This is a genomic window from Streptomyces endocoffeicus, assembly GCF_016741935.1.
GTDB classification, from domain to species: domain Bacteria; phylum Actinomycetota; class Actinomycetes; order Streptomycetales; family Streptomycetaceae; genus Streptomyces; species Streptomyces endocoffeicus.
The window spans coordinates 90,129-107,681 of record NZ_JAERRG010000026.1; the positions used below are offsets into that span (position 1 = coordinate 90,129).

The 17,553-nt window shown below is 72.7% G+C and carries 18 protein-coding genes; 14 read left to right on the forward strand and 4 right to left on the reverse strand.

Annotated features, from left to right (window positions below; translation table 11 throughout):
* Positions 1–56 precede the first annotated feature (56 nt).
* From JK364_RS41965 to JK364_RS41980, 4 genes are all read left to right on the forward strand, one after another.
* Positions 57–857 (forward strand): ABC transporter permease, encoded by an 801-nt coding sequence (locus JK364_RS41965; RefSeq protein WP_201856690.1) that lies wholly within the window; start codon positions 57–59, stop codon positions 855–857.
* Positions 858–903: 46 nt separating this feature from the next.
* Entirely contained in the window at positions 904–1,668 is a 765-nt protein-coding gene (locus JK364_RS41970) for an ABC transporter permease (protein WP_230993317.1), read from the forward strand.
* Positions 1,669–1,673: 5 nt separating this feature from the next.
* On the forward strand, positions 1,674–2,693 hold the full coding sequence (locus JK364_RS41975; protein ID WP_201856694.1) for an ABC transporter ATP-binding protein: 1,020 nt from the start codon (positions 1,674–1,676) through the stop codon (positions 2,691–2,693).
* A 108-nt stretch (positions 2,694–2,801) separates the two neighbouring features.
* The gene (locus JK364_RS41980) at positions 2,802–3,566 is read left to right on the forward strand and encodes a DUF1707 SHOCT-like domain-containing protein (RefSeq protein ID WP_230993302.1); all 765 of its coding nucleotides are present in this window, start codon (positions 2,802–2,804) and stop codon (positions 3,564–3,566) included.
* Positions 3,567–3,736: 170 nt separating this feature from the next.
* On the opposite strand, the gene JK364_RS41985 is transcribed toward JK364_RS41980, so the two are convergent.
* Positions 3,737–5,047: an SGNH/GDSL hydrolase family protein gene (locus tag JK364_RS41985; protein WP_201856695.1), complete on the reverse strand. Its 1,311-nt coding sequence runs from the start codon at positions 5,045–5,047 to the stop codon at positions 3,737–3,739.
* A 247-nt stretch (positions 5,048–5,294) separates the two neighbouring features.
* Between JK364_RS41985 and JK364_RS41990 the strand changes: the two genes are divergently transcribed.
* From JK364_RS41990 to JK364_RS42010, 5 genes are all read left to right on the forward strand, one after another.
* On the forward strand, positions 5,295–6,647 hold the full coding sequence (locus JK364_RS41990) for a DUF445 domain-containing protein (RefSeq protein WP_201856696.1): 1,353 nt from the start codon (positions 5,295–5,297) through the stop codon (positions 6,645–6,647).
* 136 nt (positions 6,648–6,783) lie between these two features.
* Positions 6,784–7,548 (forward strand): class E sortase, encoded by a 765-nt coding sequence (locus JK364_RS41995; protein WP_201856697.1) that lies wholly within the window; start codon positions 6,784–6,786, stop codon positions 7,546–7,548.
* 220 nt (positions 7,549–7,768) lie between these two features.
* A complete protein-coding gene (locus tag JK364_RS42000; RefSeq protein ID WP_201856756.1) occupies positions 7,769–8,089 on the forward strand; it encodes a DUF6412 domain-containing protein in 321 nt (106 codons plus the stop codon).
* A 174-nt stretch (positions 8,090–8,263) separates the two neighbouring features.
* Positions 8,264–8,923 (forward strand): YidC/Oxa1 family membrane protein insertase, encoded by a 660-nt coding sequence (locus JK364_RS42005; RefSeq protein ID WP_201856698.1) that lies wholly within the window; start codon positions 8,264–8,266, stop codon positions 8,921–8,923.
* 174 nt (positions 8,924–9,097) lie between these two features.
* The gene (locus tag JK364_RS42010) at positions 9,098–9,964 is read left to right on the forward strand and encodes a fumarylacetoacetate hydrolase family protein (RefSeq protein ID WP_138915436.1); all 867 of its coding nucleotides are present in this window, start codon (positions 9,098–9,100) and stop codon (positions 9,962–9,964) included.
* A gap of 119 nt (positions 9,965–10,083) precedes the next feature.
* On the opposite strand, the gene JK364_RS42015 is transcribed toward JK364_RS42010, so the two are convergent.
* Together JK364_RS42015 and JK364_RS42020 are read right to left on the reverse strand one after the other, a co-directional pair.
* Entirely contained in the window at positions 10,084–10,572 is a 489-nt protein-coding gene (locus tag JK364_RS42015) for a heme-degrading domain-containing protein (protein WP_201856699.1), read from the reverse strand.
* Positions 10,569–11,669 carry a Gfo/Idh/MocA family protein gene (locus tag JK364_RS42020; RefSeq protein WP_201856700.1) on the reverse strand — a complete coding sequence of 367 codons (1,101 nt, stop codon included), beginning with the start codon at positions 11,667–11,669 and terminating at the stop codon, positions 10,569–10,571. Before JK364_RS42020 ends, JK364_RS42015 begins: the two co-directional genes overlap by 4 nt.
* Positions 11,670–11,737: 68 nt before the next feature.
* On the opposite strand from JK364_RS42020, the gene JK364_RS42025 reads away from it, so the two are divergent.
* Together JK364_RS42025 and JK364_RS57210 are read left to right on the forward strand one after the other, a co-directional pair.
* The gene (locus JK364_RS42025) at positions 11,738–12,916 is read left to right on the forward strand and encodes an ROK family protein (protein WP_201856757.1); all 1,179 of its coding nucleotides are present in this window, start codon (positions 11,738–11,740) and stop codon (positions 12,914–12,916) included.
* A 118-nt stretch (positions 12,917–13,034) separates the two neighbouring features.
* Positions 13,035–14,678 (forward strand): hypothetical protein, encoded by a 1,644-nt coding sequence (locus JK364_RS57210; RefSeq protein WP_201856701.1) that lies wholly within the window; start codon positions 13,035–13,037, stop codon positions 14,676–14,678.
* A 46-nt stretch (positions 14,679–14,724) separates the two neighbouring features.
* Here the strand turns inward: JK364_RS57210 and JK364_RS42035 are convergent, their stop codons facing one another.
* Complete coding sequence (locus tag JK364_RS42035) at positions 14,725–14,913, reverse strand: antitoxin (RefSeq protein WP_201856702.1); 189 nt, start codon at positions 14,911–14,913, stop codon at positions 14,725–14,727.
* A gap of 233 nt (positions 14,914–15,146) precedes the next feature.
* Between JK364_RS42035 and JK364_RS42040 the strand changes: the two genes are divergently transcribed.
* The 3 genes from JK364_RS42040 to JK364_RS42050 all read left to right on the forward strand — a co-directional run bounded on the left by JK364_RS42040 (position 15,147) and on the right by JK364_RS42050 (position 17,473).
* Entirely contained in the window at positions 15,147–15,929 is a 783-nt protein-coding gene (locus tag JK364_RS42040; protein ID WP_201856703.1) for an HAD-IIA family hydrolase, read from the forward strand.
* Between the two features lie 147 nt (positions 15,930–16,076).
* Positions 16,077–16,721, forward strand: a complete 645-nt coding sequence (locus JK364_RS42045; protein ID WP_201856704.1) for a hypothetical protein — start codon at positions 16,077–16,079, stop codon at positions 16,719–16,721.
* Positions 16,722–16,765: 44 nt separating this feature from the next.
* Complete coding sequence (locus JK364_RS42050; RefSeq protein ID WP_504942590.1) at positions 16,766–17,473, forward strand: class F sortase; 708 nt, start codon at positions 16,766–16,768, stop codon at positions 17,471–17,473.
* The last annotated feature ends 80 nt before the right edge of the window (positions 17,474–17,553 follow it).

Here is a 17,553-nt window from a genome sequence, read left to right on the forward strand (position 1 = left end):
CGGGCCGGTCGGGCGGGCCGGTCGGGCGATGCGGTCGGGGAGGGAGGCAGGAGCGGATGCGGCTGTACGCGGCCGTCGCGGTCAGCGGCTTCAAACGCTACGCGACGTATCGGGTCGCCACGGTGGCCGGGGTCTTCACCAACACGGTTTTCGGCTTCATCCTCGCCTATACCTATACCGCGCTGTGGGACGAGCGGCCGCACCTCGGCGGTTACGACCTCGCCCAGGCGCTGACCTTCGTCTGGCTCGGCCAGGCGCTGCTGGCGGCCGTGGCGCTGATGGGCGGCGGCTTCCAGGAGGAGCTCCAGGAGCGCATCCGCTCCGGGGACATCGCCGTGGACCTCTACCGCCCGGTCGACCTCCAGATGTGGTGGCTGGCCACCGAGCTCGGCCGGGCGCTGTTCCAGCTGCTGGGGCGCGGTGTGGTGCCGATGGCCGTCGGGGCGCTGGTGTTCGAACTCCGGCTGCCCGCCTCGCCCTTGACCTGGCTGTGGTTCCTGCTCGCCGTGGTGCTCGCGGTGTGCGTCGGCTTCGCGGTGCGCTATCTGGTGTCGCTCGCCTCCTTCTGGCTGCTCGACGGGACGGGGCTGTCCATGCTGAGCGGGCTGCTGTGCCTGTTCTTCTCCGGGATGATCCTGCCGCTCAACGTCTTCCCCGGGCAGCTGGGCGAGATCGCCCGCGCGCTGCCGTGGGCGGCGATGCTCCAGGTGCCCGCGGACGTCTTCCTGGAGGAGCGCCGGGGGCCGGGGCTGCTGGGGGCGTTCGCCTTCCAGGCGGGGTGGGCGGTGGCGCTGCTGGCGGCCGGGCGGGCGCTGCAGTCGGTGGCGACCCGGAAGGTGGTGGTCCAGGGTGGCTGAGTCCGCCGTGTCCAACGGGCTGCGGGCCTACGGCCTGATCGTCGGGATGTGGGTGCGCTCCACGATGGCGTACCGCACCTCGTTCCTGATCATGACGTTGGGGAACTTCCTCGCGACCGGGCTGGACTTCGTCACGATCACCCTGATGTTCACCCACATCGGGGAGCTGGGCGGCTTCACCCTGGACGAGGTCGCCTTCCTCTACGGCACCACCAGCGTCGCCTTCGGCCTCGCCGATCTCGTGCTGGGCACCATGGGCCGGCTGGGCCAGCGGGTGCGCGACGGCACGATGGACACCCTGCTGGTGCGGCCGGTGCCGATACTCGCCCAGGTGGCCGCCGACCGCTTCGCGCTGCGCCGGCTGGGCCGGATCACCCAGGGGGCGGTGGTGCTCGGCTGGTCGCTGGCCCGGCTGGACATCGACTGGACGGTGGACCGGGCGCTGCTGATGCCGGTGATGCTGCTGAGCGGGGGCGCCATCTTCGGGGCGCTGTTCGTGCTCGGCGGCGCCTTCCAGTTCTGGGCCAAGGACGCCTCCGAGGTGCAGAGTGCCTTCACCTTCGGTGGGACCACCCTGCTGGAGTACCCGCCGACGGTCTTCGGCAAGGAGCTGCTGCGGGGCGTCACCTTCGTCATCCCGCTGGCCTTCGTCAACTGGCTCCCGGCGCTGTACATCCTGGGCCGCCCCGATCCGCTGGGGCTCCCGGCCTGGATCGGTTTCGCGGCGCCGCTGGTCGCGGGCGGCTGCTGTGCGGTGGCGGGGCTGGCCTGGCGGGCGGGGCTGCGGGCGTATCAGAGCACGGGGAGCTGAGGGGAATGGTCGTGGGGAATGGCTCGGGGAGTGCCGTGGGGAGTGCCGTGGACGATCTGATCGAGCTCGACGGCGTCGAGAAGGTCTTCCAGGTGCGGCGCAAGGTGGGGCTGATGCGCCGCGAGCGCCGTGAGGTGCGCGCCGTGGACGGCATCAGCTTCCGGGTGCCGCGCGGCGAGATGGTGGGCTACATCGGCCCGAACGGCGCCGGGAAGTCCACCACCATCAAGATGCTGACCGGGATCCTGGTGCCCAGCGGCGGACGGCTCAGGGTCGCCGGAATCGACCCCTCCAGGGAGCGGACGAGGCTCGCGCGCCGGATCGGGGTGGTCTTCGGGCAGCGCACCACCCTGTGGTGGGACCTGCCGCTGCGCGATTCGTACGCGCTGGTGCGGCGGATGTACCGGATCCCCGACGACCGCTACCGCCACAACCTGGACCGCTGTGTGGAACTGCTCAACCTCGGCGCGCTGTTGGACGTGCCGGTGCGTCAGCTCTCGCTCGGCCAGCGGATGCGCGGCGACATCGCGGCCGCCCTGCTGCACGACCCCGAGGTGCTCTACCTCGACGAGCCGACCATCGGGCTCGATGTGGTGAGCAAGGCGAAGGTGCGGGAGTTCCTGCGCGATGTGAACGCGGAGCAGGGCACGACGGTGCTGCTCACCACCCACGATCTGACCGATATCGAGCTGCTGTGCAAGCGGGTGATGGTCATCGACCACGGGCGGCTGGTCTACGACGGCGGGCTGGACGAGCTGCACGCGGTGGGGGAGAGCGAACGCACCCTCGTGGTCGACCTGGAGCGGGAGCTGCCGCCCATCGAGGTCCCCGGGGCCCGGACGGTGCGGGTCGAGGGGCCCCGGCAGTGGCTGGCCTTCCCGGCGACCAGCAGCGCGGCGCCGATCGTCGCGGCGGTCGCCGACGGCTGTCCGCTGGTGGACCTCTCGGTGCGCGAGCCCGAGATCGAGGACGTCATCGCGAGGATGCTGCACGGGGCGGAGGACCGGGTGGGGCGGACCATGTAGTGGGCAAGGACGCGGTGTGCGAGAACGACGAGGGCACGGTGTGCGAGAACGACGAGGGCACGGTGTGTGAGAGGGGCCAGGGCCGGTGCCCGCCATTAGTCTGTCCGTATGACGAGCGCTGGTTCTTCCCAGGGGGCGAGCCCCGACCTCCCGGACCCGGCCGGGATGCGGGCATCGGACGCCGAGCGTGAGCGGATCGCCGAGGTCCTCCGTGAGGCGGTCGCCGAAGGCCGCCTGGACATGGAGGAGTTCGATGAGCGGCTGGGCGCGGCCTACGCGGCGCGCACCCACGGCGAGCTGGAGCCGCTGGTACGGGACCTCCCGGTGCCCGGCGGCGCCGCTCCGGCCCCGCCGTCCCCCGCCGATCCCACCGGCTGGGCCGAGCGGATCGGCGGCACCCCGACCTCGAAGTGGGCCGTGGCGATCATGGGCGGCTTCCAGCGCAAGGGGACGTGGACCGTCCCCCGTGCGTTCACCGCCCTCACCGTCATGGGCGGCGGTGAGATCGATCTGCGCGAGGCCCGGTTCGAGGACCGCGATGTGGTGATCCGCTGCTTCGCCCTCATGGGCGGGGTGGAGATCATCGTCCCGCCGGACCTGGAGACGCATGTCAGCGGCATCGGTCTCATGGGTGGCTTCGACCACACCGGATCCGCCGACGGGGATCCCACCGGACCCCGGGTGACCGTCACCGGCCTCGCGATCTTCGGCGGGGTCAGCGTCGAGCGCAAGCTCCGCAAGGAGGAGCACCGGCGCATGAAGGAGGAGCGCCGCCGGCTGAGGGCCGAGCACCGGGAGGAGCTGCGGGGCGCGCGGCGCGATGAGCGCAAGGAGCGGCGGCTGTCCTTGGAGAAGGAGCGCCGCGAGGATTAGGGGGCGACGGGCCGTGGCGCCTGCGGCGGGCTGTTCCCCTCCCCGCCCCTTCCCTCAACTGGGGCTCCGCCCCAGACCCCGCTCCTCAAACGCCGGAGGGGCTGGAAGGCGGGGCTTCGCCCCGGACTCCGGGGTCCAGGGGCGGAGAGGGGAAAGATCCCCCGGGTCCGCTAGAGCTCGGCCGCCGTGCGGCCCCGCAGGTGGTCCAGGTCCAGCGCCCGCGCCATCGCGCGGTAGCCGTCGTCGCTGGGGTGCAGATGGTCGCCCGAGTCGAACATCGGGCGCAGCCGCAGCGGGCTGACCGGGTCGCGCAGCGCCTTGTCGAAGTCCACGACCTCGTCGAAGACCCGCCCGGCGCGGATCTGCGCGTTGACCTGCTCGCGCACGGCGTCCAGCCGGGGGGTGTAGCCGCGGTGTCCGTAGAAGGGCGTCAGGGTGGCTCCGATGACTCGCAGGCCCCGGGCGTGGGCCTGCTCGGTCAGCCGCTTCAGGCCCCACACGATCCGGTTGGGGTCGGTCTGGTGGGGGATGCGGAGTATGTCGTTGACGCCCAGCTCGATGATCACGGCCTTGACGCCCGTACGGGACAGCACGTCGCGGTCGAAGCGGGACAGCCCGCTGGGGTTGTTGGGCGGGAACTGTGTGCCGTCGCTCAGCACGCGGTTGCCGCTGATGCCCTGGTTGAGCACGCCGAAGCGGGGCGCCCCGGGCTCGCTGCGCAGCCGCTCGGAGAGGAAGTCGGTCCACCGGTGGTTGGCCCCGGCGGTGGAGGTGATGCCGTCGGTGATCGAGTCGCCCAGCACCGCGACCGCGCCCTCGGCCTGCTTGGACCACACGTCCACACCGGTCAGATAGCGCCAGTACGGGCTCTGCTGGGTGTAGGCGGCGCCCGCCGTGTCCTCCGTACGGTCGCCACGCGCCATGTACGACGTCTGGCGGGCGTGCGGATGGTAGGTCACGGACCCGGCCGCCTGCGGGGTGTAGGTGGTGACCAGCAGATCGGCCGCGTCCGGGACGGCGAGCCGCACGGGGTCGCTGGTGGCGGCCTTACCGGGCGGGATCGTCACCCAGGTGCGGTTGTTGAAGGTGAGACGGCGCATGGTGCCGGCGGCCGCGGTGGGGTTGCTGGGCGCGGCGGCCAGTGCCACCGAGGCATGCGTGATCGTCAGCGGACGGTTGCTGTAGAAGTTCGAGAGCTGGATGCGGGTGCTGGTGCCGCCGATGCTGGTGTGCACCACGTTCCGTATCGACATGCCCGAGAGGCCGCCGCGCAGCGTCCTCGGCTCGGCGGCCGCGGCCGAGGTCGACCAGGTGCCCACCCAGGCACCGGCCGAGGCCGGGGCGGCCGAGCCGCGGGCCCCCTGCGCGCGGGGGCCCGAACCGCCCTTGTCGCCACCGAGCCCGATGAATATCGCGGTGGAGACGAGGATCACCACAGCCGCCAGCGCAGCGAGCACGGCATACCCCGTGCGTCTGGGCATTGGGGGCATGCTCATGGGCGGGTTGTCTCCTCGGGCAGACGGAGCCCGAGGCTCCGGAAGTGGACGGGGACGGCGGGTGGTATCCGGCAATGCCGATGCGGTCCGGTCGGTCTCCCATGATCCCATGGTGGGACCCGGCTCCGCCTGTCGGCCTGCCCCCAATGTGCTGGGTCGCTCCCCCAGACAGACGACGGGAACTCACCGTTCGTTCCACACATGGGCGACTGAGACCGGAAAGAGACAATGCATGGGGAGACGGGTCGACCGGGTGGAGCGTATGGAGCGAAGAACGACTGGTGAGACGGCGGCCGCGCCGTCTCGGGGCGCGGCTGTGCCCTTCGTCACGGACAGCCCCCTCGACATGGAGCGGCGGCGCGGGGTGCGCCGGATGAAGGCGTTCGCCACCGGACTGCTGCTCGGCGTCGCACTGCTGTACGTGCTCGCCACCTGGGCGCGGTCCTCCGGCATCGGCGGCTGGCCCGGCTATGTGGCCGCGGCCGCCGAGGCGGGCATGGTGGGCGCCCTGGCCGACTGGTTCGCGGTCACCGCGCTCTTCCGGCGGCCCATGGGGCTGCCGATTCCCCATACGGCGATCATCCCCACCAAGAAGGACCAGCTCGGGGCCAGCCTCGGGGAGTTCGTCGGGGAGAACTTCCTCTCCGGCGACGTCGTACGGATGCGGCTGCGCGCGGTCGGCATCGGCAGCCGGCTCGGCACCTGGCTCGCCGAGCCCGAGCACGCCGACCGGGTGACCGCCGAGCTGGCCACCGCGCTGCGCGGCGCGCTCACGGTGCTGCGCGACTCCGATGTGCAGGCGGTGGTGGGCGAGGCGATCACCCGCCGGGCCGACAGCCAGGAGATCGCGCCGGGCCTCGGCAAGCTGCTGGAGCGGGTGGTCGCGGACGGCGGCCACCGCCGCGCCGTGGACCTGGTGTGCCTGCGCGCCCACGACTGGCTGGTGGAGCACAACGACTCGGTGATGCTGGCCGTGACCGGCGGCGCCCCCGGCTGGACGCCCCGGTTCGTGGACCGCAAGGTCGGCGAGCGCGTCTACAAGGAACTGCTGCGTTTCGTGACCGAGATGCGGGACATGCCCGACCATCCGGCGCGCGGCGCCCTGGACCGCTTCCTCACCGACTTCGCCGGGGACCTGCAGTCCGACACCGACACCCGGCTGCGGGTGGAGCGGGTGAAGAGCGAGGTGCTGGGGCGCGGCGACGTCCAGGACATCATCGCCTCGGCCTGGGCCTCGGTGCGGGCGATGATCGTCGCGGCGGCGGAGGACGAGCGCAGCGAGCTGCGGCAGCGGGCGCGGGCGGCGATTCTCTCGCTGGGCAGGCGGATGGTGACGGACCAACGGCTGCGGGACAAGATCGACGGCTGGCTGGAGGACGCCGCCGTCTATGTGGTGACGACGTATCGGGACGAGATCACCTCGCTGATCACCGAGACGGTGGCGAGCTGGGACGCGGACCACACCTCGCGGAAGATCGAGGCGCACATCGGCCGGGACCTGCAGTTCATCCGGATCAACGGCACGGTGGTGGGTGCTCTGGCCGGGCTGGTGATCTATACGGTCTCGCGGGCGATGGGCGCATAGCGCTCGGGCGGTGGGGGGTTGGCCCGTAGGCGGTTGGTCCGTGGCGCGCGGGCGGTGGGCGGTTGGCCCGTGGCGCCGGGCGGATTGCCGCGTCGCGGCTCTGGAAGGTGTGCGCGGCCTGGCCTATGGTGCGCGCGTGCGACGTCGTGGAGGGCGTGCCGTGCTCGCCCGGGGACTGTGGACGGCCGGTGAGCTCGCCGTCACCCTCGGGGTCGTGGTGCTGCTCTTCGTCGTCCACCAGCTGTGGTGGACCAACCGGCAGGCGAGGGCGGGCGCACGACACGAGGTGTCGGTGCTGGAGCGGCAGTGGCAGGACGGGGCGGCGGAGTCCGCGACGCCGTCGCCGGGCGCGACGGAATCCTCCGATCCGGCTCAGGGGGACGACCGCGACCGTGACCGTGACCGGTCGGCCGGGGGCGGCACCGGGGGCCAAGGGCCGCGGCGGGACCAGGCGTACGCGGTGCTCAGGATCCCGCGTATCGGCCTTACGGTGCCCATCGCCGAGGGCATCGGCCGCGCGGCGGTGCTCAACAAGGGCTATGTGGGCCACTATCCGCGCACCGCCCAGCCGGGCCAGGCGGGCAACGTCGCCCTCGCGGGCCACCGCAACACCCACGGCGAGCCCTTCCGGCAACTGGACGAGGTGCGCCCCGGCGACACGGTGCGCATCGACACCGCCGACGCCCGCTATACGTATGTGATCGAGCGCACCCTGCCGCGCACCTCGCCCGCCGACGGCACGGTGATCGCGCGGGTGCCGTACAGCTCCGCCCACCCCCGCTACCGCTACACCGAGCCGGGCTACTACCTCACGCTGACGACCTGCACCCCCGAATTCACCTCCCGCTACCGCCTGGTGGTCTGGGCCCGGCTACGGACCGCCGCCCCCCGGGACCTGTGACGCCTGCGGCGGGCTGTTCCCCTCCCCGCCCCTTCCCTCAACTGGGGCTCCGCCCCAGACCCCGCTCCTCAAGCGCCGGAGGGGCTGGAAGGCGGAGCCGCATATCGGCACAGCCCCGCGCCGCTTCGGGGGCGCTGCCGAACCGGAGCCGACTTCCGCCGATCTGCTTAGACTGGCGGAGCCAGGAGGGGAGACCGGCCGGGAGAGGGGGGACGTGACGGTGTCGCGACGACTCGAACGCTTGCGGACGCATCTGGGCGTCTGTCTGTTCCTGCTGACCGGGGTTCTGCTGGCGCAGAGCGGGGTGGTCAGCGCCGTCGCCCTCGCCGCCACCGTCGCGACCACGACGGCCGTCGCCGCCGCGCTGGCCCTGTGCGCGATCCTCGCCTCCCGCGGCCGCATGCCCGTCCCCGCCGGGCGGATTCGCACCGCGATACGGGACCGGGAGCGCCGTACGGCGTTCCTGCCACAGCGGGATCCCGATGCCGCCGGACGCCCGAGGCCCCGAGCGCCGGGCCGTCGCCTGCCGACGGCCGCGTAGGCGCACCGCTTTCAGCCTCTCCAGGGGGCACCTCCCAGCGGTAGCTGGGGGAGATTGAGGAGCGGGGTCCGGGGTGGAACCCCGGAAGCTCCAGGATCCGTACCGCCGCGCCACGCGGCTCGTCACGCCGATGTCTTCCTCACTCCGGCACGACGAGACCCGCGGAGGGCTCCCATGTCCCTTTTCTCTTCCCTCGGCTCCCTGTTGACCACCATGGCGGACGGCCTCGATCCGCTCTTCGGCGCGTCCGCGGCGGCGGCCGCCATCGTCCTGTTCACGCTGTGCGTCCGCGCCGCGCTGCATCCCCTCGCACGGGCCGCGGTGCGCGGCGAGAAGGCGCGGGCCGCGCTCGCGCCGAAGATCACCGAGCTGGGCCGCAAGCACCGGGACGACCCCGAGCGGATGCGGCGCGCCATGGCGGAGCTCCAGACGAAGGAGGGCGCGTCACCGCTGGCGGGGTGTCTGCCGACGCTCGCCCAGCTTCCGGTCTTCTTCGTCATGTACCACGTGTTCTCGACCGGCAGCGGCGCCGGAGACCTCCTCGACCACACGCTCGCCGGGGCCCCGCTCGGCGCCCACTGGGGCGGGGTGCTCAGCGGTGGGCCGGGGCTGGTCTACCTCGGGCTCTTCGCGCTGATCGCGGCCGTGGCCACCTGGACGTATCTCCGCGCCCGTAAGGCGACCGTCCTCGGGGCGCCCGGGGTGGCCCGGGCGCTGCCGCTGCTGTCGTTCGGCACTCTCGTCACCGCCGCCGTGGTCCCGCTGGCGGCGGCGCTCTACCTGGCGACCAGCGCGACCTGGACGGCGGTGGAGCGGGCCCTGCTGCACCGCTGACGACGACACCGGCCGCGGCCACCCTTGAGACCGATGTCACCCTTTTAGGCGCGGTCACGCTTGAGACCGATGTCCCAGTCCGTGAACGAGGTCTTGCGGGCTGGACGCCCCTGAAGGGAGGATCAATCGGCCGGTTGGCGCCTCGCACCGGCCTGTGACCTCGGGAGTCTTGGGATGAAACTGCTGCGAGTCGGACCGGCGGGCGCGGAACGCCCCGCGCTGCTCGATCAGAACGGCACCCTGCGCGATCTGTCCGCCCTGGTCCCGGACATCGACGGCGCCCTCCTCGCCGATGAGGCCGCCCTCGCGCGGGTGCGCGCGGCGGCGGCCGCCGAGGGGGACGACGCGTTGCCCGCGATCGAGGACGGCGGGGTGCGGATCGGCCCGCCGCTCGGCCGTATCGGCAAGATCGTGTGCATCGGGCTGAACTACCATGACCACGCCACCGAGACCGGCGCGAGCATCCCCGAAGAGCCCATCGTCTTCATGAAGGCCCCGGACACGGTCGTCGGCCCCGATGACACGGTCCTCGTCCCGCGCGGCAGCGTGAAGACCGACTGGGAGGTCGAGCTCGCCATCGTCATTGGCCGCACCGCCCGCTACCTCGACTCCGACGAGGCCGCCCTCGCCGCGGTCGCGGGCTATGCGGTGGCCCACGACGTCTCCGAGCGCGCCTTCCAGATCGAGCGCGGCGGCCAGTGGGACAAGGGCAAGAACTGCGAGACGTTCAACCCCCTGGGCCCCTGGCTGGTCACCGCCGACGAGGTCCCCGACCCGCAGGCCCTGGGCCTGCGCCTCTGGGTCAACGGCGAGCTCCAGCAGAACGGCAACACGGCGGACCAGATCTTCGGCGTGGCCCAGGTGGTCCGCTACCTCAGCCAGTTCATGACCCTCTACCCCGGCGATGTCATCAACACCGGCACCCCGGCGGGCGTGGCCATGGGCCGCCCCGAGCCCAAGCCGTACCTGCGCGCGGGCGATGTCGTCGAGCTCGAGATCGAGGGGCTGGGCCGCCAGCGCCAGGAGTTCAAGGACGCCTGACGCGGGGCCGGATGACCCGGGTTGACCGGATGACCCCGCTTGACCGGATGACCCGGCTTGAACGGGGGAGGGGCGGTCCCGCCGGGGCCGCCCCTCCCCCGACTCAGGCCCGGGTCAGCTCAGGCCCGGGTCGTCGACAGAAAGCGCCCCAGCGCCTCCACCACCAGCGCGTGGTCCTCGGCCTGCGGCAGCCCCGAGACCGCGACCGCGCCGATGACGCCCGTGCCCGTCACATGGATCGGGAAGGCGCCCCCGTGCGCCGCGTACCGGTCGGGGTCGAGGCGCGAGGACTCCTCGAAGCTGCTGCCCTTGGCGCGGAACCGGGTGCCGACCAGGAACGAGCTCGCCCCGTAGCGCTCCACGACCCGGCACTTGCGCTCCAGCCAGGCGTCGTTGTCGGGGGAGGTGCCCGGCAGGGCGCGGTGGAAGAGGCGCTGACCGGCCCGCTGGATGCCGATCGTCACGGCGGCGCCGCGCTCCTGGGCCAGATCGGCGATGAGGCAGCCGAGCCGCCAGGCGTCGTCGTTGTCGAAGCGGGGCAGCCGCAGCCGGCGCTCCTGCTCCTCCAGCTCCGCCACGCGGGATATCGCGTCGGTGTGCTCGCTCATGCGGGGACCTCGATCCGGACGGTACGGCGCTCCGCGGCCGCCACCCGGGCCGCCTCCAGCACATGCAGGGTGGCCGCGGCCTCGGCGGCGGTGACCGGCGGCGGGGTGCCGTCGCGGAGGGCGGCGGCGACGGCGGCGTAGTACGCGGGGTAGTCGCCCCGGAGGGTCTCCACCGGGACGCCGCCGCCGGTCGTCGGGGATTCCCCCGCGCCCAGCCGGCCCCAGTCGCCCTCCGGTTCGGCGCCCCATGCGACGGACGGGTCGCCGGGGCGCAGCCCCTCGCGCAGGGCGGCCTCCTGCGGGTCGAGACCGTACTTCACATAGCCCGATTCGCTGCCCAGCACCCGGAAGCGCGGGCCGAGCTGGGCGGTGGTCGCGCTCATCCACAGATGGGAGCGGACCCCACTGGTGTGGGTGAGGGCGATGAAGGTGTCGTCGTCGGTCCGCGCTCCGGGACGGCGCACATCGACCTCGGCGTAGACGGACTCGACCGGGCCGAAGAGGGTGAGCGCCTGGTCGACCAGATGGCTGCCCAGGTCGTACAGCAGCCCGCCGACCTCGGCCGGGTCGCCGGACTCCCGCCAGCCGCCCTTGAGCTGCGGCCGCCACCGCTCGAAGCGGGACTCGAAGCGCTGCACCTCGCCCAGCGCGCCCTCGGCGAGCAGCTTGCGGAGGGTGCGGAAGTCGTTGTCCCAGCGGCGGTTCTGGAAGACGGTCAGCAGCAGCCCGCGGGCCTCGGCGAGCGCGGCCAGCTCCTCGGCCTCGGCGGCGGTCGCGGCCAGCGGCTTGTCCACGACGGTCGGCAGCCCGGCCTCGAGGGCGGCGCGGGCGAGCGGGACATGGGTGCGGTTGGGGGAGGCGATGACGATCAGGTCCAGCTCATCCGCGCGGGCCCACAGCTCATCGGCGGAGTCCACGAGCCGGACGTCGGGGAACTCGGCGCGCGCCTGCCGCTGCCGCTCCGGGCTGGAGGTGACGATGGTGTCGAGGACCAGCCCCTCGGTGGCCGCGATCAAGGGGGCGTGGAAGACGGATCCGGCCAGGCCGTAGCCGATCAGTCCCACTCGGGTGGTGCTGCTGTCATCGGTGGCATCCATGAAGGCCACTTTGGCAACAGTGTTGCCAAAGTGCAAGCGGTGGCCACAATGGAGGAGTGAACAGCACGATGTCCGGAGCGGCCGGGCCCGGAGCCAATCTGACCGCCCTGCGCAGCCACAACGCGGCACTCGTCCTGCGACTGCTGCGGGACGCGGGCGAGGACGGCGTCAGCCGGCCGGAGCTGGCCGGGCGCACCGGCCTCACCCCCCAGGCCGTCAGCAAGATCACGGCCCGGCTGAGGGCGGAGGGGCTGCTGGCGGAGGCCGGTCAGCGCGCCTCGACCGGCGGCAAACCGCCCACCGCGCTCCGGCTGGTCCCGGACGCCCGCCACGCGATCGGGCTCCAGCTCGACCGCGACGAGGTGACGGCGGTCCTGGTCGACCTCGCGGGCACCTCGGTCGCGGCCCGCTCGGCCCCCTTCGACTTCGGCGCCCCCGCCGAGGAGGCGCTCGCGGCGGCCACGGCGGAGGTCAGGGCGCTCCTCGCGGACGCGGCGGCAGGCGGCGTGGTGGCCGGAACGGTGGGCGGCGTGCTGGGCGGAACGGCGGGCGGCGGCATCGAGGCGGGCGGCGGCAGTGGCTTGGCGGCAGGCGGCGGGCTGCTCGGCGTCGGCGTCGCCGCGCCCGGACCTCTCGACCACGGCTCGGGCGTGCTGCACCGCGTCACCGGCTTCCCCCAGTGGGACGGCTTCCCACTGCGCGACGCCCTCGCCGAGCGGCTCGCCCTCCCCGTCGTCCTCGACAAGGACACCAACGCCGCGGCGCTCGGGCTGGTGACCGCCGGGACCGCCGAGTCGGCCGCGTACCTCCACCTGGGCACCGGCCTGGGTGCCGGTCTGGTGCTCGGCGGGGATGTGTACCGGGGGGCGCGGACCGACGCGGGGGAGTTCGGGCACCAGGTGATACACCTCGACGGGCCGCCCTGCGAGTGCGGCAACAACGGCTGTCTGGAGGCGCTGTGCCTCGCGGCCGCCGCGCGTGGCGACCGTACGGACGCCGCGCGGCTGCTCGGCATCGGCGCGACCAACCTCGTACGGCTCCTCGACATCGACCGGGTGCTCCTGGGCGGCCGGATGGTGCTGGCCGACCCCGAGCCGTACGTTCGCGGTGTGGCCACGATGATCGCCGAGGACTCCGCCCGCGCCAGCCGCCCGCCGGTCTCCGTGGACGTCGTGGAGCGGGGCGAGCGGGCCGTCGTCGAGGGCGCCGCCCGGCTGGTGCTCGCACCGCTGTTCGCACTGGGCTGATCGAGCGGGATTCTGACCGCCAGTCGGGGGCAATCCGGGCCTGGTGCGGTGTGTCGGCGTGCGGACGCGGAATGTAGCGGAGTGCTCGGGGAAAACCGCAGCACAGCAGAGGTCACTCATGCGCTTGCCCACCGCACTGTCCCTACGAGCTGTCCTTCCGGCGGCCGCGCTCGCGTTCGCCCCGGCCCTCTATGGAGTCCCGGCGTACGCCGCCGAGGCCGAGCCCGCCGCCTGCGGGGACCGGAACGCCTCCGACTTTCCGATCGAAGCCCATCTGAGCGGCGGGCCGGACCAGTACGCCCTGGGCGGCGGCTGGCGCGGCTGGCACCTCGAGCTGCGCAACGCCACGGACACCGGCTGCCGCGCCATCCACCCCATCGCCGTCCTGGTCGACGAGGCCCGTCAACTGCGGCCCCGCCATATCGGCTTCGAGTTCCTGGACCCCTCCGCGGACGGCGGTGCCACCTGGCGGGCCGTCTCCTTCCAGACCACGGACGAGGACGAGAACATCGGGGTCTTCGACGACCACTTCAAGGGCTTCACCGTGCCCGCGCACAAGACCGTCGACGTCCACGTGCGCACGCGCTTCACCGCGGACGCGCCCGAGGGGCCGGTGACGGCCAACGCGATCGCCGTACAGCGGCGCGCGGACGACGGCGACTGGGTGGGGCAGTCGAACGACTACGTCTTCCGCATCGGCGGGACGGCGACGGCTACGGGTTCGGGTACGAGTACGGATTCGGGTTCGGATACGGGCATGGGTTCGGATACGGGCATGGATGCGGATGCCGGTACTGCGGGCACCGGTTCCGGCACCGGTACCGGAACCACGGGCCCGGACGCCGGAACGCGTACGAGGGCGGCCACGCGCTCCGGCGGGCTTACGGAGACCGGGACAGGGACGGATGCCGGTGCCGACGCCGGAGCCGCCACCGACGGGGACACTGAGACGAAGGCCGTTCCGGAACCGACCACCCGCTCCAAGCGCCCCACGGCCACGCCGAGCCGAACGTCCGAGGAGACCGCCTCGGCCGCGCCGAGCCGGAAGCCGGGCGCCACCAGAAGTCCTGGCGCGACCCATAAGGAGAGCAGCCCGGCCGCGGTGCCGCCCCGCGCCGACAGCGACGTTGACGACTCCGATCCCAGCGCCGAAGAGGACACCGGGACCGGAGCGGATACCGATACCGATACGGATTCCGAGTTGGGCGCGGATGTCGATACGGACATGGACACCGACCTCGGGGCGGACACGGACCCGGACCCGGGCTCGGACTCAAGCACGGACGCCGATACGGGTACCGACACCGAGGCGGGTACTGACACCGGCACCGACACCGGCACCGACACCGGTACCGATCTCGACGAGGGCCTGGACACCGACACCGACACCGGCACCGACACCGGCACCGACACCGACCTCGGTACGGAGACCGATCCCGGCACCGACGTGGGCACCGACCTCGGCACCGACACCGGGCTGGGTACGGAGACCGACGACCCCGGCGCCGAATCCGACCTGGGCACCGAAACCGACGCTGGACGCGAGCCCCAGGCTGAGCCCAGCACCGGTACCGGTACCGGCACCGGCAGTGACGGCCGTCACGAGGAGGACGGCGGCCACGAGCGCGAGCACGAGCGGATGCCCGAACTCGCCGCGACGGGCCGTCACACCGCCCTGCTCGCGGGGCTCGGCGTCATCAGCGCCGCGCTCGTGACCTGCGGGACCGTCCTCGTGGTGAGGTCCCGGCGCTCGGGGGTCTGAAGCCCCGGCGCCCGGACGCCCTCACGTCGTCCGACGCATGGACGAACTACTGGCCCCGGGGCCCCTCGCCCCGGGGGCGCAGTTCGTCGTCGACCTTGTCCGAGCCGGACTGGATCTGCTCCGAGTACTTGCCGCCGGTCTTCTTGTCCGCGGTCTCGGCCCCCTTACGGGCGCCCTTCCGAGCCTTGTCCGGGTTCTTGCTGATCGCGCCCTTGAGCTTGTCCATCATGCCCATCGCGGCCTCCTTACGGTCCGGCCTGGTCCGGCCTTACGGTCCGGCTCGTTCCACGGAGGGGCGGATTCCGCCCCTTCCCCAGGATCAGACACCTGTGCGGATCTGTCGCGCTGGGACGGAGCGCGAACGGACGGCGAACGGACCGTGCTCCGGAACACAGGGCGGTCTCCCCAGCGCTTTCCCCGGTTAGGCTGAGGTCGTCGCAGAGGTCGATTCCGAGGGGAGAGCAACCAGTGGCAGAGCGCAAGCCGATCGAGTCATGGCTCACCGACATGGACGGTGTGCTGATGCACGAGGGCATACCGGTGCCCGGTGCCGACGCCTTCATCAAGCGGCTGCGCGAATCCGACACGCCCTTCCTGGTGCTCACCAACAACTCCATCTACACTCCGCGCGACCTCCACGCCCGGCTGTCCCGTATCGGGCTGGACGTTCCGGTGGCCAACATCTGGACGTCGGCGCTGGCCAGCGCCCAGTTCCTCGATGAGCAGCGCCCCGGCGGCACCGCGTATGTCATCGGCGAGGCGGGGCTGACCACCGCGCTGCACGACATCGGCTACGTCCTTACGGATGTCGAGCCGGATTATGTGGTGCTCGGTGAGACCCGTACGTACAGCTTCGAGGCGCTCACCAAGGCCATCCGGCTGATCAACGACGGTGCGCGGTTCATCGCCACCAACCCCGATGAGATCGGCCCCTCCGCCGAGGGCGCGCTGCCGGCCACCGGCTCAGTGGCGGCGCTGATCACCAAGGCCACCGGCCAGGAGCCCTACTTCGTCGGCAAGCCCAACCCGCTGATGATGCGGTCCGGGCTGAACGCGATCGGCGCCCACTCCGAGTCCAGCGCGATGATCGGCGACCGGATGGACACGGATGTGCGAGCCGGGCTCGAGGCCGGTATGGAGACCTTCCTGGTGCTCACCGGGGTGACCAAGGCGGGAGAGGTGGACCGGTACCCGTACCGCCCGTCCACCGTCGTCGATTCCATCGCGGACCTCGTGGAACGCGTCGCATGACCCGCCGGTGGGCGCCGGCATGACCCGCCGGTGACCCCTGGCATGACCCGCCGGTGAGCCCTGTGCCCCGGATGGCGCAGTAGGCGCCCGCAGCGGATGCGGGGCCCTGCCGGGCGCGTGAGCCTCTTGGTATCGGGAGGTTTCACCATGCGCATTGTCGCACTCACTCTCTGTAGCGCAGCATGCGCCGCCGTCGCGGCGATGACGGCCGCGGCTCCGGCCCTCGCCGAACAGCGCCACTCCGCCACCACCACGATCCGGATCAGTCCGCGGGCCCTCGCCCCCGGCACCGAGGTCGAGGTCTGGGCCTTCGGCTGCCCGGACCGGGTGGCCACCGCCTCGTCACCGGTGTTCGTGGACGACGCGGAGCTGACGCCCGAGGGGGACGCGCTCTTCAGCGAGGCGACGATCCGCTCGACGGCGGCCAAGGGGGCGCACCGGGTCACCCTGGACTGCGCGGCCGGCGGCCTCGTACGCGCGGACGGAACGAGCGCGGACGGAACGAGCGCGGACGGCGCGGGCGCGGACGGCGCGGGCGGGGAAGGCGTGGACGGGGAAGGCGCGGACGGGCAGGGCGGCGCGGGCCGGGTCGCCCTCGCCGTGGAGCGCCCGCCCTCGCCCGTCGCCCCCGTCCGCGCCGGCGGGGGCGGCGCCGCGCCCGACGAGGCGCGACCACGCGACGACATCGGCGCCGCGGAGGCGTACGGCCTGGTGCTCTCCGGTGGTACAGCCGTGGCCGTCGGCGGCCTCGCGGTCCACCGCCGCCGCCATCCCTCCCGCGCCGCGAGCTGATCCCCATGGGTCTGGATACCGAGACGGACGGAAACGACGGAAACATGGACGGCATCGGGAATCGCTTCTCCGGCCTCGGGCGGCTGGCCATCGGACTCGCCTGGGCGGCGCTGCTGCTGGGCCTGTGGATGTGGGGCCGGGACACGACGGAGGGGCCGGGCGGTCCGGCGCCGATGACCGGGGACGTGGCCGCGGTCGGGCGGCCGTCCGCCCATCCGCTGCCCCCGGCACACGCGCCGCTGGCCTCCGCCCGGCCGAAACGGGTCGTGATCGAGGCGGCGGGGGTCCGCGCCCCCGTCGTCGCCAGCGGCCTGGACCGCGACGGCGCCGTGAAGCCCCCGCCCTTCAGCGCCCCCGGCACGGTCGGCTGGTACCGCGCCGGCCCCGAGCCCGGCTCCCCGGGCGCCGCCTTGCTGGTCGGCCACCTGGACACGAAGAGCAAACCGGCGGTCTTCCACGAGCTGAGCGACCTCAAGCGGGGGGAGCGGGTGCGGGTCGCGCGATCGGACGGGACGACGGCGGAGTTCACGGTCGAGGACGTCGAGGTGGTGCCGGAGAAGCACTTCGACGCGCGACGGGTGTACGGGTCGCGGTCCCATGACCGCGCGGAGCTGCGGCTGATCACATGCGGGGGCAAGTACAACCGCTCGACCCGGACGTACTCGGCGAACGTCGTCGTCTCGGCCTACCTGACCGGCACAACGGGCTCTCCGGGCAATGTGTCGGCGGGCAGCCGCAATGCGCCGCACTAAGCGCTCCGCGGGAAGTGCCGTGAGGTGCGGTCGTTCATCTGCGGCTGCGTCGTGGCCGGTCGCGCAGTTCCCCGCGCCCC